The sequence below is a fragment of the Marvinbryantia formatexigens DSM 14469 genome (assembly GCF_025148285.1).
GTDB classification, from domain to species: domain Bacteria; phylum Bacillota; class Clostridia; order Lachnospirales; family Lachnospiraceae; genus Marvinbryantia; species Marvinbryantia formatexigens.
Map to the genome: position 1 here is coordinate 228,448 of NZ_CP102268.1, position 16,796 is coordinate 245,243.

A 16,796-nucleotide genomic window follows, 5' to 3' on the forward strand; every position below is an offset into this window, starting at 1 on the left:
CCTATCCTTTCTTTCTTCTCTCCGCCGTCACCTGCTGGCGCATCTGGCGGAACGCCTGTGTCAGCGGTCTTCTTGCCGGACAGGCATAGGTGCAGCAGCCGCATTCGCAGCACTCCATCCCGTTCAGCGCCACAAATGCCGCGGAGTCGTATTTCATCGCCGCTTCAATCAGCTTCTGCGGAACGATGTTCGAGGGACATACCTGCACGCAGCGTCCGCAGCGGATGCACGCCGTCTCCTCAAAGCGCTCCACATCATCCTGCATCAGACAGGTGAGCGCGGAGGAGGTCTTTACAATCGGCACATCCAGGGAGGGAATCGACATTCCCATCATCGGTCCGCCGGCAATCACTTTCTTTACGCCCTCTTTCAGCCCGCCGGAGGCTTCCGCAAGCTCCGCAAAGCAGGTTCCGATTTTGACATTATAATTCTTCGGCTCGTTGATGCCGCTTCCGGTCACCGTCACAATTCTGCGCATCAGCGGCGTTTTTTCACAAACCGCCATATGTATGGCAATTACGGTATCCACGTTGTCCACGATACAGCCGGCGTCCGCCGGAAGCTTTGTGGAATTAATTTTTCTGCCCGTCACTGCATAAATCAGGTTGCGCTCCGCGCCCTGCGGGTACTTTGTTTTCAGCGGAACCACTTCGATCCGCGGCTCATTCTTTACAAGCTCCTGCAGATTTTTGATTCCCGTCGGCTTGTTCGCCTCCACGGCGATCACGCCCTTTGCGTTATCGAAAAGCTGCAGCATCACCTTCAGCCCGCCGACGATCTGCTCCGGATTTTCAATCATCATGCGGTAGTCGCTCGTCAGATACGGCTCGCACTCCGCGCCGTTTACGATAATATGGTCGATCGCGTCCGGATTCTTCGGCATCAGCTTTACATGCGTCGGAAACCCGGCACCGCCCAGCCCGACGATCCCGGCTTCCCTGATGGCGTCCAGAATCTCCTGCTTCGACATTTTCGTGTAATCGCGGTACTGTCCGAGTCCCTCCACCGGCGTATAATTGCCGTCGTTTTCAATTACAATCGCATCTACCTTCGCGCCGGAAACCGTGATGCGCGGCTCAATCGCCTTCACCGTACCGGAAACAGAGCTGACAATATTGGCGGACACAAAGCCGCCAGCCTCCGCAATCAGCTGCCCCATCAGCACCGTGTCCTTCTTTTTGACGACCGGCTTTGCCGGCGCCCCGATGTGCTGCGAAAGCGGGAATACCAGCTCGCCTTTCGGAAGATAGGTCTGAACCGGTTTATCTTTTGTAAACCGCTTCCCGTCGTCCGGGTGAACTCCTCCCTTAAAAGTTGCTAACTTCATACTTTCTTCTCCTTTTTCTAAATTGCAAATGCCATTATGTATATATAGTAAACTTTTTGCGTCCATTTTTCAACATGAATCTGTTATGTTTCTCCCAAAAAACACAAAAATCCCCTTATATAAGGAGGATTTTTTGTTAATTTTTTACCAAACTTTCCCAGGCAGACGCTTTATCACCTGCGCTCCCAGCAGCCCGATAAACGCCCCCATAACGGTGCCCGCCAGCAGAAGCACCGGCAGATAAGTAAACACCGCCATGCTCTCCAGAACTGCTGCGGCGACAAGAAGCTGCCCGATATTGTGCGCGATGCCTCCGGCAATGCTGACCCCCGTCATGCCAAGCCACTCCTTTTTCTTTGCAAACCACATCACCAGAAAACTTAACATTCCGCCCGCAAAGCTATAAAGCATCGCAAACTCATTGCCGAATGTCATGCCCACCAGCAGGATTCGCACCATTGAAATCACAAAGGCATCCGCCGGGCACATTCTGTACAGAGCGGCAAAAACTACCAGATTGGCAAGCCCCGGCTTCACGCCCGGAATCCCCATCGGGATGGGTATCAGGGTTTCTACGTAACTGAAAATCATGGCGAGCGCCACAAGAACGCCGTACATGGCAGCGCGCTCTCCCGCTGTCTGCATTTTCTGCCCGCCATCACGCGCGTTCTCTCCCTGCTTCTTTTGTACGTCTTCCCATCCTGTGCTCTCCTGCGCGCCATCTTTCCCTTTATCCGCTTTTTCTGTCCGTCTTTCCTTCATAGCCTTCCTTTTCTCATGCCACTGCTTTGTACATACCGCGGCTTTACAGATTTCCCTGCCGGATCATTTCCGACATCCTGTTTTTTAATGTATCATAAAAAAGCTTCCCAGTAAAGTAAGAACGCAAAAAGAATCTTCTATGAGCCTTTTAATGTTTGTTATTTAAAATAACATTTTTCTTTTGTCCGGAAAGCTTTTTCTGCTTGCATTTCTGCGTTGTTTCTGCTACTATGATTCCAGGTACTTTTCCCGCATTATTTCGTGCATTTTGTTATTTAAAATAACATTTATTTTAGAAAGGAGTTACTGTGAAAGAAAGTAGAGGACAGCCGATAAATGGCGCACTTTAATAAGCTGTCTTATGGCAGCCATTGAAAAAATGTATTGAGATAAAGTGTTAAGAAGCTAATTGCGATTCGGAAATTATCCCTTCGCTGATAAGTAGTTTCTTAGCCTGCCTGATCGCCTTTTCCTTCTGTTTTTCTTTTAGAGGTTCAGGCATATCAATCTTGTATAGGTCGGTCGGGTTCCACGCTTCGCCTGTAGACAAAATCTGGTAGACAGCGGTAAGAATCATCCGGGCGATAGCAATGATGGCACGTTTTTTACCACGGCGCTTCCTAATGCGTTCATACTTCTGTTTGTAGTAAGGAGATTTATCAGATTTTACGGCTGCATGGGCGACTTGCACCAATGCAGGTTTGAGGTAAACACCGGCACGTGTTATTCTGACAGACTTCTTCTTACCAGCAGATTCATTGCTTCCGGGAGTTAATCCCGCCCAGCAGCATAAGCGTTTGGAACTGGAAAACGGAGCCATATCGGTACCAGTCTCGGAGATAACAGTGACTGCACTGTTACGGTCAACACCCGGAATGGTACACAGTAACTGGACAGCATTTTCATAAGGAGCAACCAAAGAATCAAGCATAGTGTCTATATCATTTATCGTGGATGTGATATAATCCAGATGTGCGCGGACGAGGCGCATACGGTATTTTTGGGAGTCAGTCATCTGGTACCCTTCGATGGATTCAATGACACTGTCAGACTTCTTCTTTAGGGAACGGAGGAGTCTGGAGGCTATTTCTTCGTGGTTGATGGAATTGTCGGATTGCCCGATCAGGTAATCAATAACAGATGCAGCTGATTTCCCAAAGATATCGGAAACAACCGAATCTAATGCGACATTACAGACAGTAAGCGCATTCTGGTATCTGTTCTTTTCACTGGTACGGCAGGAGGTCAGTTTGTAACGGTATCTTGTAAATTCACGCAGGATACGGATTGGTTTACAGGGGATATAGCTTCCTGGAACCAGACCTAATCGGAACAAATCCCCAATCCACCTGGAATCTTTTGTATCATCCTTATTGCCTTTGACCGCTTTTACCCATTTGGGATTGGCAATGGTGACATTAATTTCATCCTCCAAAAGGTTGAATACAGGAATCCAGTATTTACCGGTAGATTCCATGCAGACATCCCGGCACTGGTTTTTCATAAGCCAGTCTTTGAATTGCAGGATAGAATTGTTGAAGGTAGAGAAACGCTTCTTTTGATAAGAAGGTTCTATACCGGAAGAGGTTTTGATGATTGTGGCAACGAGAAAAGATTTGTGAACATCGACGCCACAGCAGGTTTGGTAAACAACTTTCATGGTCAGAACTCCTTTCAGAATGAGATAAAGAAGCCATTGACTGTTCCACCACACATTTAACAGAGAAGTTAAAACAATTCTTACTGTACGGTCTGACAGAGCCACTTATTTGTGCTTGAAAGATGAAACTTACACTGATTTTTATGCTGTCTAAAACGGAAGAAAGCCTTTACAACTTACCTCCCCGTGCTTTGTAGTATAGCTTCTTTAACAATTATTTTATCAGCAACGTGGGGAATTGGAAGACTTTCATTACTATTTGTGCCGCCAACTGAAAGGCGGCGGAATGGAGATTTTTATGAAGAAATTATCCCTGCCGCTTCTGGCGGAAACGACCGCCCGCCTGCGGAAAGAAAAATCACTCACCCAGCAGCAGCTTGCCGAGCTTACCGGCATCAACCGGGCAATGCTCAGTCGTCTGGAAAAGCAGAATTACCTTCCGTCCATCCCGCAGCTTGAAAAGCTGGGTGAGATACTGGGCTTTGAGCCGGCGGAGCTTTTTACCGAAGCTACCGAAACCGCTGCTTCCGCAGAGGAAACCTCCTCCGCCCCGGAGCACCAGCCGCTGAATATCGCTGTCGCCGGCACCGGCTATGTCGGACTTTCTGTCGCCACGCTGCTTGCGCAGCACAATCATGTGACCGCCGTGGATATCCTTCCGGAAAAGGTGGAGCTGATCAACCGGCGCCAATCGCCCATCCAGGACGAATATATTGAAAAATATCTTGCAGAAAAGGAGCTGGACCTGACTGCCACACTGGATGGCGAAGCCGCCTACCGCGACGCCGATTTTGTCATTATTGCGGCCCCGACAAACTACGACAGTGTACAGAATCATTTTGACACCTCCGCGGTGGAGGCAGTGATAGAACTGGTTCTAAGTGTAAATCCTGCGGCGATTATGGTCATCAAAAGTACCATCCCGGTGGGCTATACTGAATCTGTGCGGCAGAAATACCACACTGCAAATATTATATTCAGCCCGGAATTTTTGCGGGAATCCAAAGCGCTGTATGACAATCTCTATCCTTCCCGCATCATTGTATCCACCGATTCCTCCGATGAACGGCTGGTGAAGGCGTCCCACACCTTTGCCCGGCTTCTGCAGGAGGGCGCCATCAAAAAGGACATCCCCACCCTGTTCATGGGCTTTACGGAGGCGGAGGCTGTCAAACTTTTCGCCAATACCTATCTGGCGCTGCGCGTCTCCTATTTTAACGAGCTGGATACCTACGCGGAAATGAAGGGGCTGAGCACCAGAGATATCATCGACGGCGTCTGCCTCGACCCCCGCATTGGCGCGCACTACAACAATCCCTCCTTCGGCTACGGCGGTTACTGCCTCCCGAAGGATACGAAGCAGCTTCTCGCGAATTACGCCGATGTGCCGCAGAATATGATGAGCGCCATCGTGGAGAGCAACCGCACCCGGAAGGATTTTATTGCCGACCAGGTGCTGCGGATGGCAGGCTATTACGACTACGCAAACGCCAATACCTATAATCTGACGAACGAGAAAAAAGTCGTGGTCGGCGTCTACCGCCTCACCATGAAGAGCAACTCCGATAACTTCCGCCAGTCCTCTATCCAGGGCGTTATGAAACGCATCAAGGCAAAGGGCGCCTCCGTTATTATTTACGAGCCGACCCTGAAGGACGGAACCACCTTTTTCGGCTCTCTGATTGTGAATGATTTGAAGAAATTCAAAAAAATGAGCGACAGTATCATCGCAAACCGCTATGACAGTTGTCTGGATGACGTCGCTGAGAAGGTTTATACCAGAGACCTTTTCCGCCGCGATTAAACGCCAGGCAGCAGAATGCTTCCGGACCTAAAGAATCCGTCGGCGAAATGCAAAGTATGCAGGCTATAAAGAATCCGTCGGCGGGTATCCCCACCGACGGATTCTATTTCATAAGCCAGGATTTCTTTTTACTCTACAGTTACGCTCTTTGCCAGGTTTCTTGGCTTATCTACATCCAGTCCCTTTGCGACCGACACATAATAGCCCATCAGCTGCAACGGAATCACCGCCAGCGAGGTGGCAAAATGCGGGTCAGTCTTCGGAACATAGACCACGAAATCCGCGGTATCCTCGATATTATAATTGCCGTATGTCGTCAGCCCCATCAGATAAGCGCCGCGGCTCTTGCATTCCACCATATTGCTGACTGTTTTTTCGTACAGCTCCTGCTGCGTCAGGACGCCGATTACCAGCGTTCCGTTCTCGATAAGGGAAATCGTCCCGTGCTTTAATTCACCCGCCGCATACGCCTCGGAATGGATGTAGCTGATTTCCTTCATTTTCAGACTGCCTTCCAGAGAAATCGCATAATCGATACCTCTGCCGATAAAGAAAATATCCTTTGCCGCCGCCTGCTTTGCCGCAAACCACTGGATACGCTCCTTATCCCCGATAATCCGCTGCATTTTCTCCGGCAGCGTCTCCAGCTCCGCAACATAGTACGCATACTGACTGTCGTCTATCTCTCCGCGCACCTTCGCAAGCTGCACCGCCAGCGCATAACACGCAATAAGCTGCGTGCTGTACGCCTTTGTGGTCGCAACGGCAATCTCCGGTCCCGCAAGCGTATAGAACACGTTATCCGCCTCGCGGGCAATCGAGGAACCGACCACATTTACGATGCCAAGCGTCTTTATCCCGCGGCTTTTTGCCTCGCGCAGCGCCGCCAGACTGTCCGCCGTCTCGCCGGACTGGCTGATGACCACGACCAGCCCCTCCGGATCCAGCAGCGGATGACGGTAGCGGAACTCGGACGCAAGCTCGACGCGCACCGGAATCTTCGCCATATCCTCAATTACATACTGCGCCGCCACGCCGACATGATACGCCGAACCGCACGCCACAATATAAATCTGACGGATACCTCTCATATCCTCCTCTGTCATACCGACGCCGGAGAAATCAATGGTGCCGTCCTTCACCACAGAGCGGATAGTATCCTCGACAGCCTTCGGCTGCTCGTGAATCTCCTTCATCATGAAGTGCTCAAAGCCCGCTTTCTCCGCAGCCTCCGCGTCCCACTCGATTTCCGTCAGCTCTTTCTCTATTTCATCACCGTCCAGATTGTAGAAGGTTACTCTGCCCTTTTCCAGCCTGCCGATTTCCATATTACCGATATAGTATACGTTTCTCGTATATTTCAGAATCGCGGGCACATCGGACGCCAGATAAGACTCGCCATCCTCAATTCCCAGAATCATCGGGCTGTCTTTTCGCGCCACATAAATTTCGCCCGGATACGCCATAAACATAACGGCAAGCGCGTAAGAGCCGCGGATACGGACCATCGCGTGGTTAATCGCGTCCACCGGCGTCCCCAGATATTTTTTATAGTAATAATCAATCAGCTTTACCGCCACCTCTGTGTCCGTGGAGGAATAAAACTGATAGCCCTTTCTCAGCAACTTATCCTTCAGCTCCTGATAGTTTTCGATAATGCCATTGTGCACGGCAACCACATTTCCATCGTCGCTGCAATGCGGATGCGCGTTGTCCTCGGACGGCTCCCCGTGCGTTGCCCAGCGGGTATGCCCGATGCCGCAGGTACCTGCAAGGCTCTGCCCGTTGTTCGTTTTTTCGGCAAGTGCGGACAGCCTGCCCTTCGCCTTTACGACCTCAATCTTTCCGTCGCCGTCCCGCACCGCCATGCCGGCAGAGTCATAACCGCGGTACTCCAGCTTTGCAAGTCCATCCAGTAATATAGGCGCCGCCTGACGGGCGCCGGTAAATCCTACGATTCCACACATAGTATTCTCCTATATTCCTATATTCAGTCTGTTTTTATATATGATGCCGGGTTCCGGAATATTTATCCCGGATTACTGAAGGCATCATGAACCGCTCATAATTATAGCACAGGCTATCCGGATTTGCACTATCTATTTTCTGGACCACTGGCAGCACCCTTTGAATGCATGGTAACAAAAAAAGTCCTCTGGGCATTTTCGTCGTATGCATGGCAGTCGCTGCCACCCGTCTAACGGGTGGCTCGCGCTTCGGCTATAAGCCTTTGTTACTAGGCCCGCGTCTCAAGGCGCTGGCTCTCACTTCGTTCAAGCCACTTTGCTTTTCACTCGTCGCTGCCCCTTCAAGGGGCGTTTGTATTACCGACTACCCCTAAAGGGGTCCTCATATTCTTTCACGCTCAATTTATCCATCATAATATCCGCTCTCTCTTGCTCCTGAATGTACTTCTTTATGGTGTCCTCATTGAGACCTACTGTGCTGACATAGTATCCTTCTGCCCAAAAATGTCTGTTCCCAAATTTATATTTCAGATTTGCGTGGCGGTCAAACATCATTAGGGCACTTTTCCCTTTCAAATATCCCATGAAACTTGATACACTTATTTTGGGCGGAATACTTACCAGCATATGAATATGGTCTGGCATAAGATGACCTTCTATTATTTCAACACCTTTATAATTACAAAGTTGTTTTATAATATCTCTTAGGTCTTCTTTGTATTGATTGTAAATCATTTTTCGTCTATACTTTGGTGTGAAGACGATATGATACTTACACATCCACTTTGTATGTGCAAGTGAGTTGGCTTTCTTCGCCATTGAAATCACCTTTCCTTTCTATATAGTGGCTTGGACACCTCTATTATAGGCGTAAAGGTGATTTCTTTGTATAACAATCACCGCGCACCCGCATAGCGGGTGGTTGATATTTCGTGCGCTTTGCGCACTCAACAGGGTCGATGCCCCGCATAAACAAAAACAGCGGACCGGATTTTCTCCGCCCCGCTGAATCAGTAAAGCAAATGGCTTTAAAACGTCCGCCGCGCGCTTACGGCTGCTTGCCGATATACGCCAGAATACCGCCATCCACGTACAAAATATGACCGTTTACAAAATCTGACGCTTCCGATGCCAGGAATACGGTCGGTCCCATAAGGTCCTCCGGCGTTCCCCAGCGTGCCGCCGGCGTCTTGCCGACAATAAATTTGTCAAACGGATGCTGCGAGCCATCCGGCTGCTTTTCACGCAGCGGCGCCGTCTGCGGCGTCGCGATATAGCCCGGTCCGATTCCGTTGCACTGGATGTTGTACTGTCCATACTCCGACGCGATGTTTCTGGTAAGCATTTTCAGACCGCCCTTGGCAGCCGCATACGCCGATACGGTCTCGCGGCCAAGCTCGCTCATCATGGAGCAGACGTTGATAATCTTTCCGTGCCCCTTTTTCATCATTCCCGGAATAACCGCCTTCGCTACAATAAACGGCGCGTTTAAATCGATGTCCACCACCTGGCGGAATTCCTCCGCGCTCATCTCGTGCATGGGAATCCGCTTGATAATCCCGGCATTATTTACCAGAATATCAATCACGCCAAGCTCCTTTTCTATGTCAGCCACCATCTGTGTCACCTGCGCCTCGTCCGTCACATCACAGATATAGCCTTTTACTTCTATTCCCTTTTCCGCATAAGCGGCAAGCGCCTTGTCCATATGCTCCTGACTGCGGCAGTTAAATGCAATCCTTGCCCCCGCCTGCGCCAGCGCCTCCGCCATCGCAAATCCGATGCCGTATGCGGCGCCTGTCACCAGCGCTACCTTTCCTTCCAGGGAAAAGCTTTTCTGAATATCCATCCGTAAAACCTCCTTACTTCTCTGTTCTCCCGGCGCTTCCCGGAAGCACTATCTCAGATCGCGGTTGTCAACGCCGTCCATGTCGTCAAAGTCCTGATTTTCTCCCGCCATACCCCAGATAAAGGTATATGCCTGGGAACCGCTGCCCGCATGAATGGACCAGCTCGGCGAAATCACCGCTTCCTCATTGCGCATTACGATATGGCGCGTCTCCGTCGGCTCTCCCATATAATGCATAACAAAAGCATCCTCCGGAATATCGAAGTACAGATAAACCTCCATTCTACGGTCATGTGTGTGGCAGGGCATTGTGTTCCAGACACTGCCCGGCTCCAGCTTCGTCATGCCCATTTCCAGCTGACAGCTCTCCACCTGTCCCGGCAGGATGTATTTGCAGATGGTCCGGTGATTGGACTGCTCCAGACATCCCAGCTCCACCTTATTTTCCTTTTTCACGATTACAACGCCTTCCTCCGGCTCTCCCTCCGGCTTGATCAGCACCGTCGGATAGGTGTGATGCGCCGGAACGCTGTTCAGATAAAACTTCGCCGGACATGATGCTTCCCTGCTTGCAAAGGAAATATCGCGCGCGCCCATTCCGATGTACATGGCTTCCTTGTGCGCCACCTCATAAACCTTTCCGTCTATCGTAATCTCACCGGCGCCTCCGATATTGATTACGCCCATCTCTCTTCTCTGCAGGAAATACTCTGCGCGCAGCTCCTCGCCCGCCTTCAGCTCCAGAGTCTGCTCCACCGGCATCACGCCTCCGGTAATGATGCGGTCTATGTGACTGTAAACCAGCTTGATTTCCTCCGGCATAAACAGATTCTGAATCAGAAATTCCTCACGCAGACGCTCTGTCGTATAGTTTTTTACATCTCTCGGTGATACTGCAGTTCTCAGTTCCATATTACTTTTCCTCCCTTTTCTCCTGGTTGATTATAAGTTATCCGTCAAATATGCCCCGGTATCTATTTATCTCCCGGCTCATGATGTAACTGTATTATATCATATCCATAATTCCATTTCCTGTGTTCATTTATCTTAAATCTTGCAAATCCTGAACAAATCTACTATACTGGAATCAGAAGAAAAAACGAAAAGAGGAGGATGATTTTTTGAAGGTATTTACTTCCTGCCAGGATGCCATCAATGCGTGCAGCACCAGCCATTCCTTTGCCCTTGCGCACCTGTACAGCGACGAAAAGCCAATGAAAATGCATATCCACAACAGCTACGAGCTGTATTTTTCTATTTCCGGCGGCCGCCAGTTTCTCATTGACAACCGCTTTTACACCATACAGCCCGGCGACCTGTTTTTTATCAATCAGTACGAGAGCCACCATCTCACCCAGATTGACAGCCAGGTGCACGAACGCATCGTGTTTTCCATCTACCCGGATTATCTGAAGGAGTTAAGCACGCCCGAAACAGATTTAAACTATTGTTTTTCCTGCCGTCCGGAAAATCTGGGACACAAAATCTCTCTCTCCGACGAAGAGCAGAAACGCTTCCGCTACTATGTCCACAAGCTGTCCTCCATCCAGGGGTACGGCTCTGATCTGCTGGAAAAAGCGGTCTTTCTGGAGCTTATGGTCTATTTAAATCACTGCTTTTCCCGCTATGCCGGGCAGAACGCCGCGTCAAAAGAACCGGAAAAGCCGGAGGGCTACCACGCGCAGGTGGACCAGATTCTCGCCTACATCCACCAGAACATCGGGCAGCCTCTTGCAATCGAAACGCTGGCAGAGCACTTTTTCCTCAGCCCGTCCTACCTGTGCCGCATTTTTAAATCAACCACCGGTACGACCATCAACAAATACATCACCGCAAAGCGCATCACCCTGGCAAAATCGCTTCTGATGGAAGGACATACCGTAAGCGAAACGGCAGAGCTCTGCGGCTTTAACGATTACAGTAATTTTCTGAAGGCATTTACAAAAGCGGTGGGGATTTCACCGAAAAAATACGCCAGTTTTACCTGATGCCTTTCTTTCCGGACCATTTCACCCCGATTACGAGTGCGCACCTGCTGTGTTTATCGTTTTTCCACTACAACCTTACAACGCTTTTTACAAAATGCAATCCCATATGCAAGAATATCATTCCGCCCATCTTCACGGAGTTCTTCGTCATATCTGCGTTCCTTGATCTGCTCAAGCGCTCGTTCACACGCTTTATCCAGTTCATCAATAGATCTGGCATACTTCAGTTCGATGATGATTCCTGCATCCGGTTCTTTCGGCTTTACCAGAATATCCGCAAATCCATCTCCCGCCTCCCTGTTTGATTTCACAGCCCAGGCAGAATTACTTTTCAGGATGCCAATCAAAATACCATGATAAAAGTTTTCCTTTTCCTCGTTCCTTGCCTTTGTATCCAGAACACTGATTGTTTCACCAAGAAACATTGTCAGTTCTTTCTGGATATCCTCTACTTTTCCTTCAAGAAATCCACGGTTAATTTTCTCTGTAGATGCCCTGTTATTGGCCACCACCCGGTCAAACCATTCTCGAATCTGAAGGACGAATACCTCACGGACTTCTTTATTCGGAATGGTCAGTTTGTACAATCCATTTTCATTATTTCCGGTCTGCGTCAGATACCCGGTCATAAACAACACACTCCACATATTGTCAATGCCAGTATCAATTTCGTCATAAGTCAGATCCAAACAGATTCTCTTTTCAATGGATTTTCCTAAAATCAACTCTTCCATTTCTTCTTTTGTGGTCGTATCTGCCTTATCAATAAAACGTTTTACGAGATCATTCCCGCTGCTGTTGATCCAGTAAGCCTTTGGCTGTGCTTTCGGATTACTCACCAGGTCATCCACATAATTGATTACATCCCACGGACAATAAATATCAGCATTTCCGAAACGGTAACCATCGTACCATTCCCTGATTTCGGGGAAATGTTCCTGCAAATTGTAATCTGCCAGCATTTTTTTAATCTCTTCATTCGTAAAGCCAAATTCTTCATCATAGCGAACATCATCCGCAGCATAAACCTTAAAGTTATTCAGTCCCGTAAAAATACTCTCTTTTGAAACACGAAGACATCCCGTCAAAACAGCAAACTGCAAAAAACTGTTTGTTTTCAATGCCTGACCAAACAATCCTCGAATCAATGACACCATTTCCTGATAATAACCATGCTGGAACGCTTTATCCAGCGGCACATCATACTCGTCTATCAGAACAATCACTTTCTGGCCATAGTGCCGGTACAGAAGCTGCGATAATGTCTGCAGGCTGGATATCAGAATATCCTCATCCATTGAATACTTTCCATTAACCAGATTTGTAATCGCATAATATTTCTTTCGATCGTTATCTGTCAGTTTCCTGCTCTCGGACAAAAAAGCAAATCGCTCTGCTTCAACCCCAATCAATTCCGTCAGGCGATACTTTGCAGCTTCAAATGTTAATCCATCTATACCTTTCAGTGAAAGAAATATCACGGGATATTTTCCCATGTACTTTTCGCACAACTCTTTGTTGTCAGAAATAAATAGGTCATCAAACAGTGCCGTGTCCATTCCGATTTCAAAAAAGCTCTTAAGCATGCTCATGTTTAATGTTTTCCCAAATCGGCGTGGTCTTGTAAAAAGGTTTACCTTGCTCCAATTTTCAAGAAGCTGCTCAATCAGCTTTGTTTTATCTACATAGTAAAACCCATTGCTTCGAATCTCTTGAAAATCCTCAAGTCCAACAGGCAACATTTTTAGCTCTGCCATACACTGCACGCTCCTTTCCAAGCTACGCAAGACTTCCTTTGATCAGAATTTAATCACTTTCAGTTCATGGGTAAATACCGATCATGAATCTTTTCTATTTGGTTCGCAACAGTCTCATTTTCCATATTCAGAGTTGCATCCAGGAGATCCTCAGACTCTTTCTGCAGCCGTATAAGTTCATCCCACTTTTTCCGTCTGGTTGCCCGAATCAATTCCTGGCGAATCTCTTCATTTGGGACAAAAGCAGCCTGCTCTTTTTGATCGTATGCCAAATAACCAAGATGTATCAGATATGTAATGACATCGTCCCGATTGGCAAAGTGGACTGTATCATTCTGGAACGAAGTGACATCAATTTTCACCTGGTCACCCGATAACATTTCTATAATGGCACTCTTTAAGCCATCGTAGTTCATGTTTATCAGAGGAACAATAGCTTCATATGACGCCGTACCCGACCAGTAACTTTGAAATTCTTCATTCGTCATCAGTTGAACAACTGCATTTGGATTATACACATGAAACTTTCCAACAACATATCCATCGTACCAGCGCTTTACCTCATCAAAATCCCGATTATATTCTTCACAGAGTTTTTTTACTTCGTCCTCTGTAAAGCCAATATAAGGTGCAAGGGGTCCTGCGCTCAGCATCGAATAATGCCTGAGGTTATTTACAGCTGATTGTGACTTATCTTTCCTAAAAGGTAAAATACCAGTCAAATATGCCAGCTGAATGTATTTTGTCGGTTCCGTCCCTTTAAACATTCCACGAAGAAAGTTCAGATACTCATCCTGAACCTTTTTATTCATGGCCTCATCTCTAATCAAAACATCCCACTCATCTATGATAATGATAAACTTCTGTCCAGTTTTCTCCCGTATCCGTAAAAATCCGTCAGACAAAAATGAAACATTCTGCGGCAAGGTCGAAGGATGAATATCCCGCAGTTCATCCAACACAGCATTGGTTATAAATTGAACAATACTATTTACGTCTTCGCAGTTTGCAAGAAACCACTGGACATCGATATGAATCACATCATACTTATTAAGATGCTTTTTGAATTCAGGGTCTTTGCTTATTTCCAGCCCCGTAAACATCTGCTCTGATTCTGCGCCTTTGCTGTAATAAGCTGCAAGCATATTAGCAGCATATGATTTTCCGAATCTACGCGGACGGCTGTTGCAAATATACCCTTCCATCGTGTCCAATACACTGTTTGTATACTTAAGCAGACCGGTCTTGTCCACATATATTCTGGAATTCAAAGCAACTTGAAACGCGCTGTTATCAAGATTAACAAATCTTCCCATGCGGTTCAGACTCCTTTCTGGAGCTGTTCCTTACAGAAAGCTACAACTCACCTGTTATACATTGATTTTACCATTTAGTCGGTCAAATAGCAAGTTGATAACACCCATTGGACGTTTACTGTCAAGGTGCTCCGGCTACTGAATAGTAGTCGGGTATTTTTCTGTTAACGGCTGAAAATTAAGCGCTTACTTTTAAGCATTTATTTTATTGCTTTTTTACTTCAAAACTGTAAAACACAGGTTTTAGCTCATTCAGCCATGACTACCATGCATTCTTTCCCGCAGAAAGCCATGCCGTATTTTATGATTTTGTCCATTCTTCGCTGTCCCAGACCAACAGCATATTTCCTGCCCTCAATCTGCTTCAATGCCTCTGCACACCCCTTCCCAAGATTGCCATCGTCCGCATATTTCAGCTCAATCACAATACCAATCCTGTCCGGCGTACAAATCACAATATCGCTGTAACCATTTCCAAGCTCCGCATTTGAGCGGATCAGCCAGTCGCTGCGGCTTTGTAACAATCCTAAGACCATGCCGTGATATACCGCAGGCACGCCCTCCGGGTGAAAGTTCTCCTTCATGTCCTTTCTGACGGCGGTATCGCGCACACTGATCGAACCCCAAAGGTAATCGTGAAGCATATCTCCGATCAACTTTACATCACCGCATGGAAACGCCGCACAGAATTTTTCAATCCTTGACAGGTCAGCCCTGGATGTGGCTTTGAACCATTCCTTCACCTGGGTAATGAACAAATCGTTGATTTCCGCATTTGGTATGGAAAGCATATATTCTTTTGCGGAAATGTTTTCCGTGACCGTCAGATAACCCGTCATCAGCAGGACGCTCCACAGGTTTTCAATACTGCTGTCCAAATCTCTGTACGTTAATTCCTGCGAAACAGTTTTCCGGATACTCCCCCCGGCAATCAACTGTTCAATTTCGTCCCTTGTAGTCTGGTCAGCTTTGTCAATAAAGCGCCGGACCATGTCATTCCCGCTGGTGTTCGCCCAATAGTTGTCTGGAAACGCCTTCCTGTTCCTGCGGAGGGCCTGTGTGTATTTGATGACATCCCACGGGCAGTAAATGGATACCCCGCCAAACCGGTACCCGTCATACCAGTCGCGCATGGTGTCGATGGCTTCTTCCCTGCCATAATATTCCAGAAGTTCCCTCACTTCATCCTCTGTAAAGCCAAAGCTGTCATTAAAATACTCATCCGTAATTGTCATGACGTTAAGGTTATTAAGACCAGTGAAAATGCTCTCCTTCGAGATGCGCAGGCAACCGGTAATAACCGCAAATTCGAGGTCGGGATTCGTCTTTAGAGCATTTCCAAAAAGGTTCCTGATAAGCGTCACCATTTCATCATAATATCCACTCTGAAATGCCTTATCAAGCGGCACATCGTATTCGTCAATCAGAAGAATTACCTTTTTCCCGTAGTGCTTTGACAAGAGCAAAGAAAGGACTTTTAAACTTGTCAGCATAACTGCATCCGTCATTGTAAACACTGCATCCTGCGAATTTCCTACATCTATAAGTTGAAGGTACATCTCATGTTCTTTTTCTGATAATTTATCACTTTCAAGAAGGAATTGAAATCTCATAGCCTCCATTCCGATTACAGAACGCAATGCCGAACACGCCTCTTTAAAATCTCTCCCGTCAACGCTCTTCAGCGTTATCGAAATCACAGGGAACCTCCCCATGTATTCTTTACACAGATCTGTCTCCTGTGAAATTTTCAGACCATCAAACAGCTTCCCATCTGTTCCAATTTCAAAGAAGCATTTCAGCATATCCATTGTCAGGGTCTTCCCGAACCGGCGTGGACGGGTAAAAAGATTAACTTCACCCAGATTCTGCAGAAGCTCCGCTATAAACATGGTTTTATCCACATAATAATAGTTTCCGGATGAAAACTTTTCAAAAAACTCCACTCCAACAGGTAACTTCTTTATCATCTGTCCCCACACTCCTTTCCGAAGTGGTTTAAGGCTCGTCCACTCCCGCAATCCATAAGAACAGTAAATTACAAAAGCGCACAATTGTTCTATTTTTTTAGTTTACCAGAAAGCCGCCTGACAGTCAACGGATTCAGCGAAATACGATGAAATGTATAAGCAGAAAATTATTGCCCATAATCTCAAAACCGCTAAGGAGCAGATCGTCGATGACCTAAATGATGTCATGTCCCCTTTACAGCGCCGGAATAATCTAGTGTTAACTGAACTTCCAGTATTGGAATTGTCTATAGCTGGTATGACCTTCCGGATACCCCAGGTAACAGATACGGATTTTCTTGAACAGTTGATCCGTATCTTACGGAGAACATTATGTGTAAGTAGGTAATAATCCGT

The 16,796-nt window shown here is 47.4% G+C and carries 11 protein-coding genes and 1 pseudogene; 2 read left to right on the top strand and 10 right to left on the bottom strand.

Annotated features, from left to right (window positions below):
- Position 1: 1 nt before the first annotated feature.
- The 3 genes from rsxC to NQ534_RS01155 form a co-directional block, all read right to left on the bottom strand.
- The gene (gene rsxC, locus NQ534_RS01145) at positions 2–1,327 is read right to left on the bottom strand and encodes an electron transport complex subunit RsxC (protein WP_040781481.1); all 1,326 of its coding nucleotides are present in this window, start codon (positions 1,325–1,327) and stop codon (positions 2–4) included.
- 144 nt (positions 1,328–1,471) lie between these two features.
- Positions 1,472–2,089 carry a Gx transporter family protein gene (locus NQ534_RS01150; protein ID WP_006860142.1) on the bottom strand — a complete coding sequence of 206 codons (618 nt, stop codon included), beginning with the start codon at positions 2,087–2,089 and terminating at the stop codon, positions 1,472–1,474.
- 397 nt (positions 2,090–2,486) lie between these two features.
- Positions 2,487–3,749 carry an IS110 family RNA-guided transposase gene (locus NQ534_RS01155; RefSeq protein ID WP_260042947.1) on the bottom strand — a complete coding sequence of 421 codons (1,263 nt, stop codon included), beginning with the start codon at positions 3,747–3,749 and terminating at the stop codon, positions 2,487–2,489.
- Positions 3,750–4,047: 298 nt separating this feature from the next.
- Between NQ534_RS01155 and NQ534_RS01160 the strand changes: the two genes are divergently transcribed.
- Positions 4,048–5,553, top strand: a complete 1,506-nt coding sequence (locus NQ534_RS01160) for a nucleotide sugar dehydrogenase (RefSeq protein WP_040785732.1) — start codon at positions 4,048–4,050, stop codon at positions 5,551–5,553.
- Between the two features lie 128 nt (positions 5,554–5,681).
- On the opposite strand, the gene glmS is transcribed toward NQ534_RS01160, so the two are convergent.
- The 4 genes from glmS to kduI form a co-directional block, all read right to left on the bottom strand.
- Positions 5,682–7,520 (bottom strand): glutamine--fructose-6-phosphate transaminase (isomerizing), encoded by a 1,839-nt coding sequence (glmS, locus tag NQ534_RS01165; protein WP_006864690.1) that lies wholly within the window; start codon positions 7,518–7,520, stop codon positions 5,682–5,684.
- A gap of 357 nt (positions 7,521–7,877) precedes the next feature.
- The gene (gene tnpA, locus NQ534_RS01170) at positions 7,878–8,339 is read right to left on the bottom strand and encodes an IS200/IS605 family transposase (RefSeq protein ID WP_006862666.1); all 462 of its coding nucleotides are present in this window, start codon (positions 8,337–8,339) and stop codon (positions 7,878–7,880) included.
- A 229-nt stretch (positions 8,340–8,568) separates the two neighbouring features.
- Complete coding sequence (locus NQ534_RS01175) at positions 8,569–9,369, bottom strand: gluconate 5-dehydrogenase (protein ID WP_006864040.1); 801 nt, start codon at positions 9,367–9,369, stop codon at positions 8,569–8,571.
- A gap of 48 nt (positions 9,370–9,417) precedes the next feature.
- Positions 9,418–10,281, bottom strand: coding sequence for a 5-dehydro-4-deoxy-D-glucuronate isomerase (gene kduI, locus NQ534_RS01180; protein WP_006864041.1), 864 nt, complete (start codon positions 10,279–10,281; stop codon positions 9,418–9,420).
- 209 nt (positions 10,282–10,490) lie between these two features.
- On the opposite strand from kduI, the gene NQ534_RS01185 reads away from it, so the two are divergent.
- Entirely contained in the window at positions 10,491–11,357 is an 867-nt protein-coding gene (locus NQ534_RS01185; RefSeq protein ID WP_040785100.1) for a helix-turn-helix transcriptional regulator, read from the top strand.
- Between the two features lie 53 nt (positions 11,358–11,410).
- Here NQ534_RS01185 and NQ534_RS01190 read toward each other — a convergent pair whose 3' ends face one another.
- The 3 genes and pseudogenes from NQ534_RS01190 to NQ534_RS01200 form a co-directional block, all read right to left on the bottom strand.
- Positions 11,411–13,114 (bottom strand): AAA family ATPase, encoded by a 1,704-nt coding sequence (locus NQ534_RS01190; RefSeq protein WP_006864044.1) that lies wholly within the window; start codon positions 13,112–13,114, stop codon positions 11,411–11,413.
- Positions 13,115–13,185: 71 nt separating this feature from the next.
- Positions 13,186–14,430, bottom strand: a pseudogene (locus NQ534_RS01195) (AAA family ATPase); the annotation flags it as partial.
- A 248-nt stretch (positions 14,431–14,678) separates the two neighbouring features.
- Complete coding sequence (locus tag NQ534_RS01200) at positions 14,679–16,400, bottom strand: AAA family ATPase (RefSeq protein ID WP_006864046.1); 1,722 nt, start codon at positions 16,398–16,400, stop codon at positions 14,679–14,681.
- Positions 16,401–16,796 lie beyond the last annotated feature (396 nt).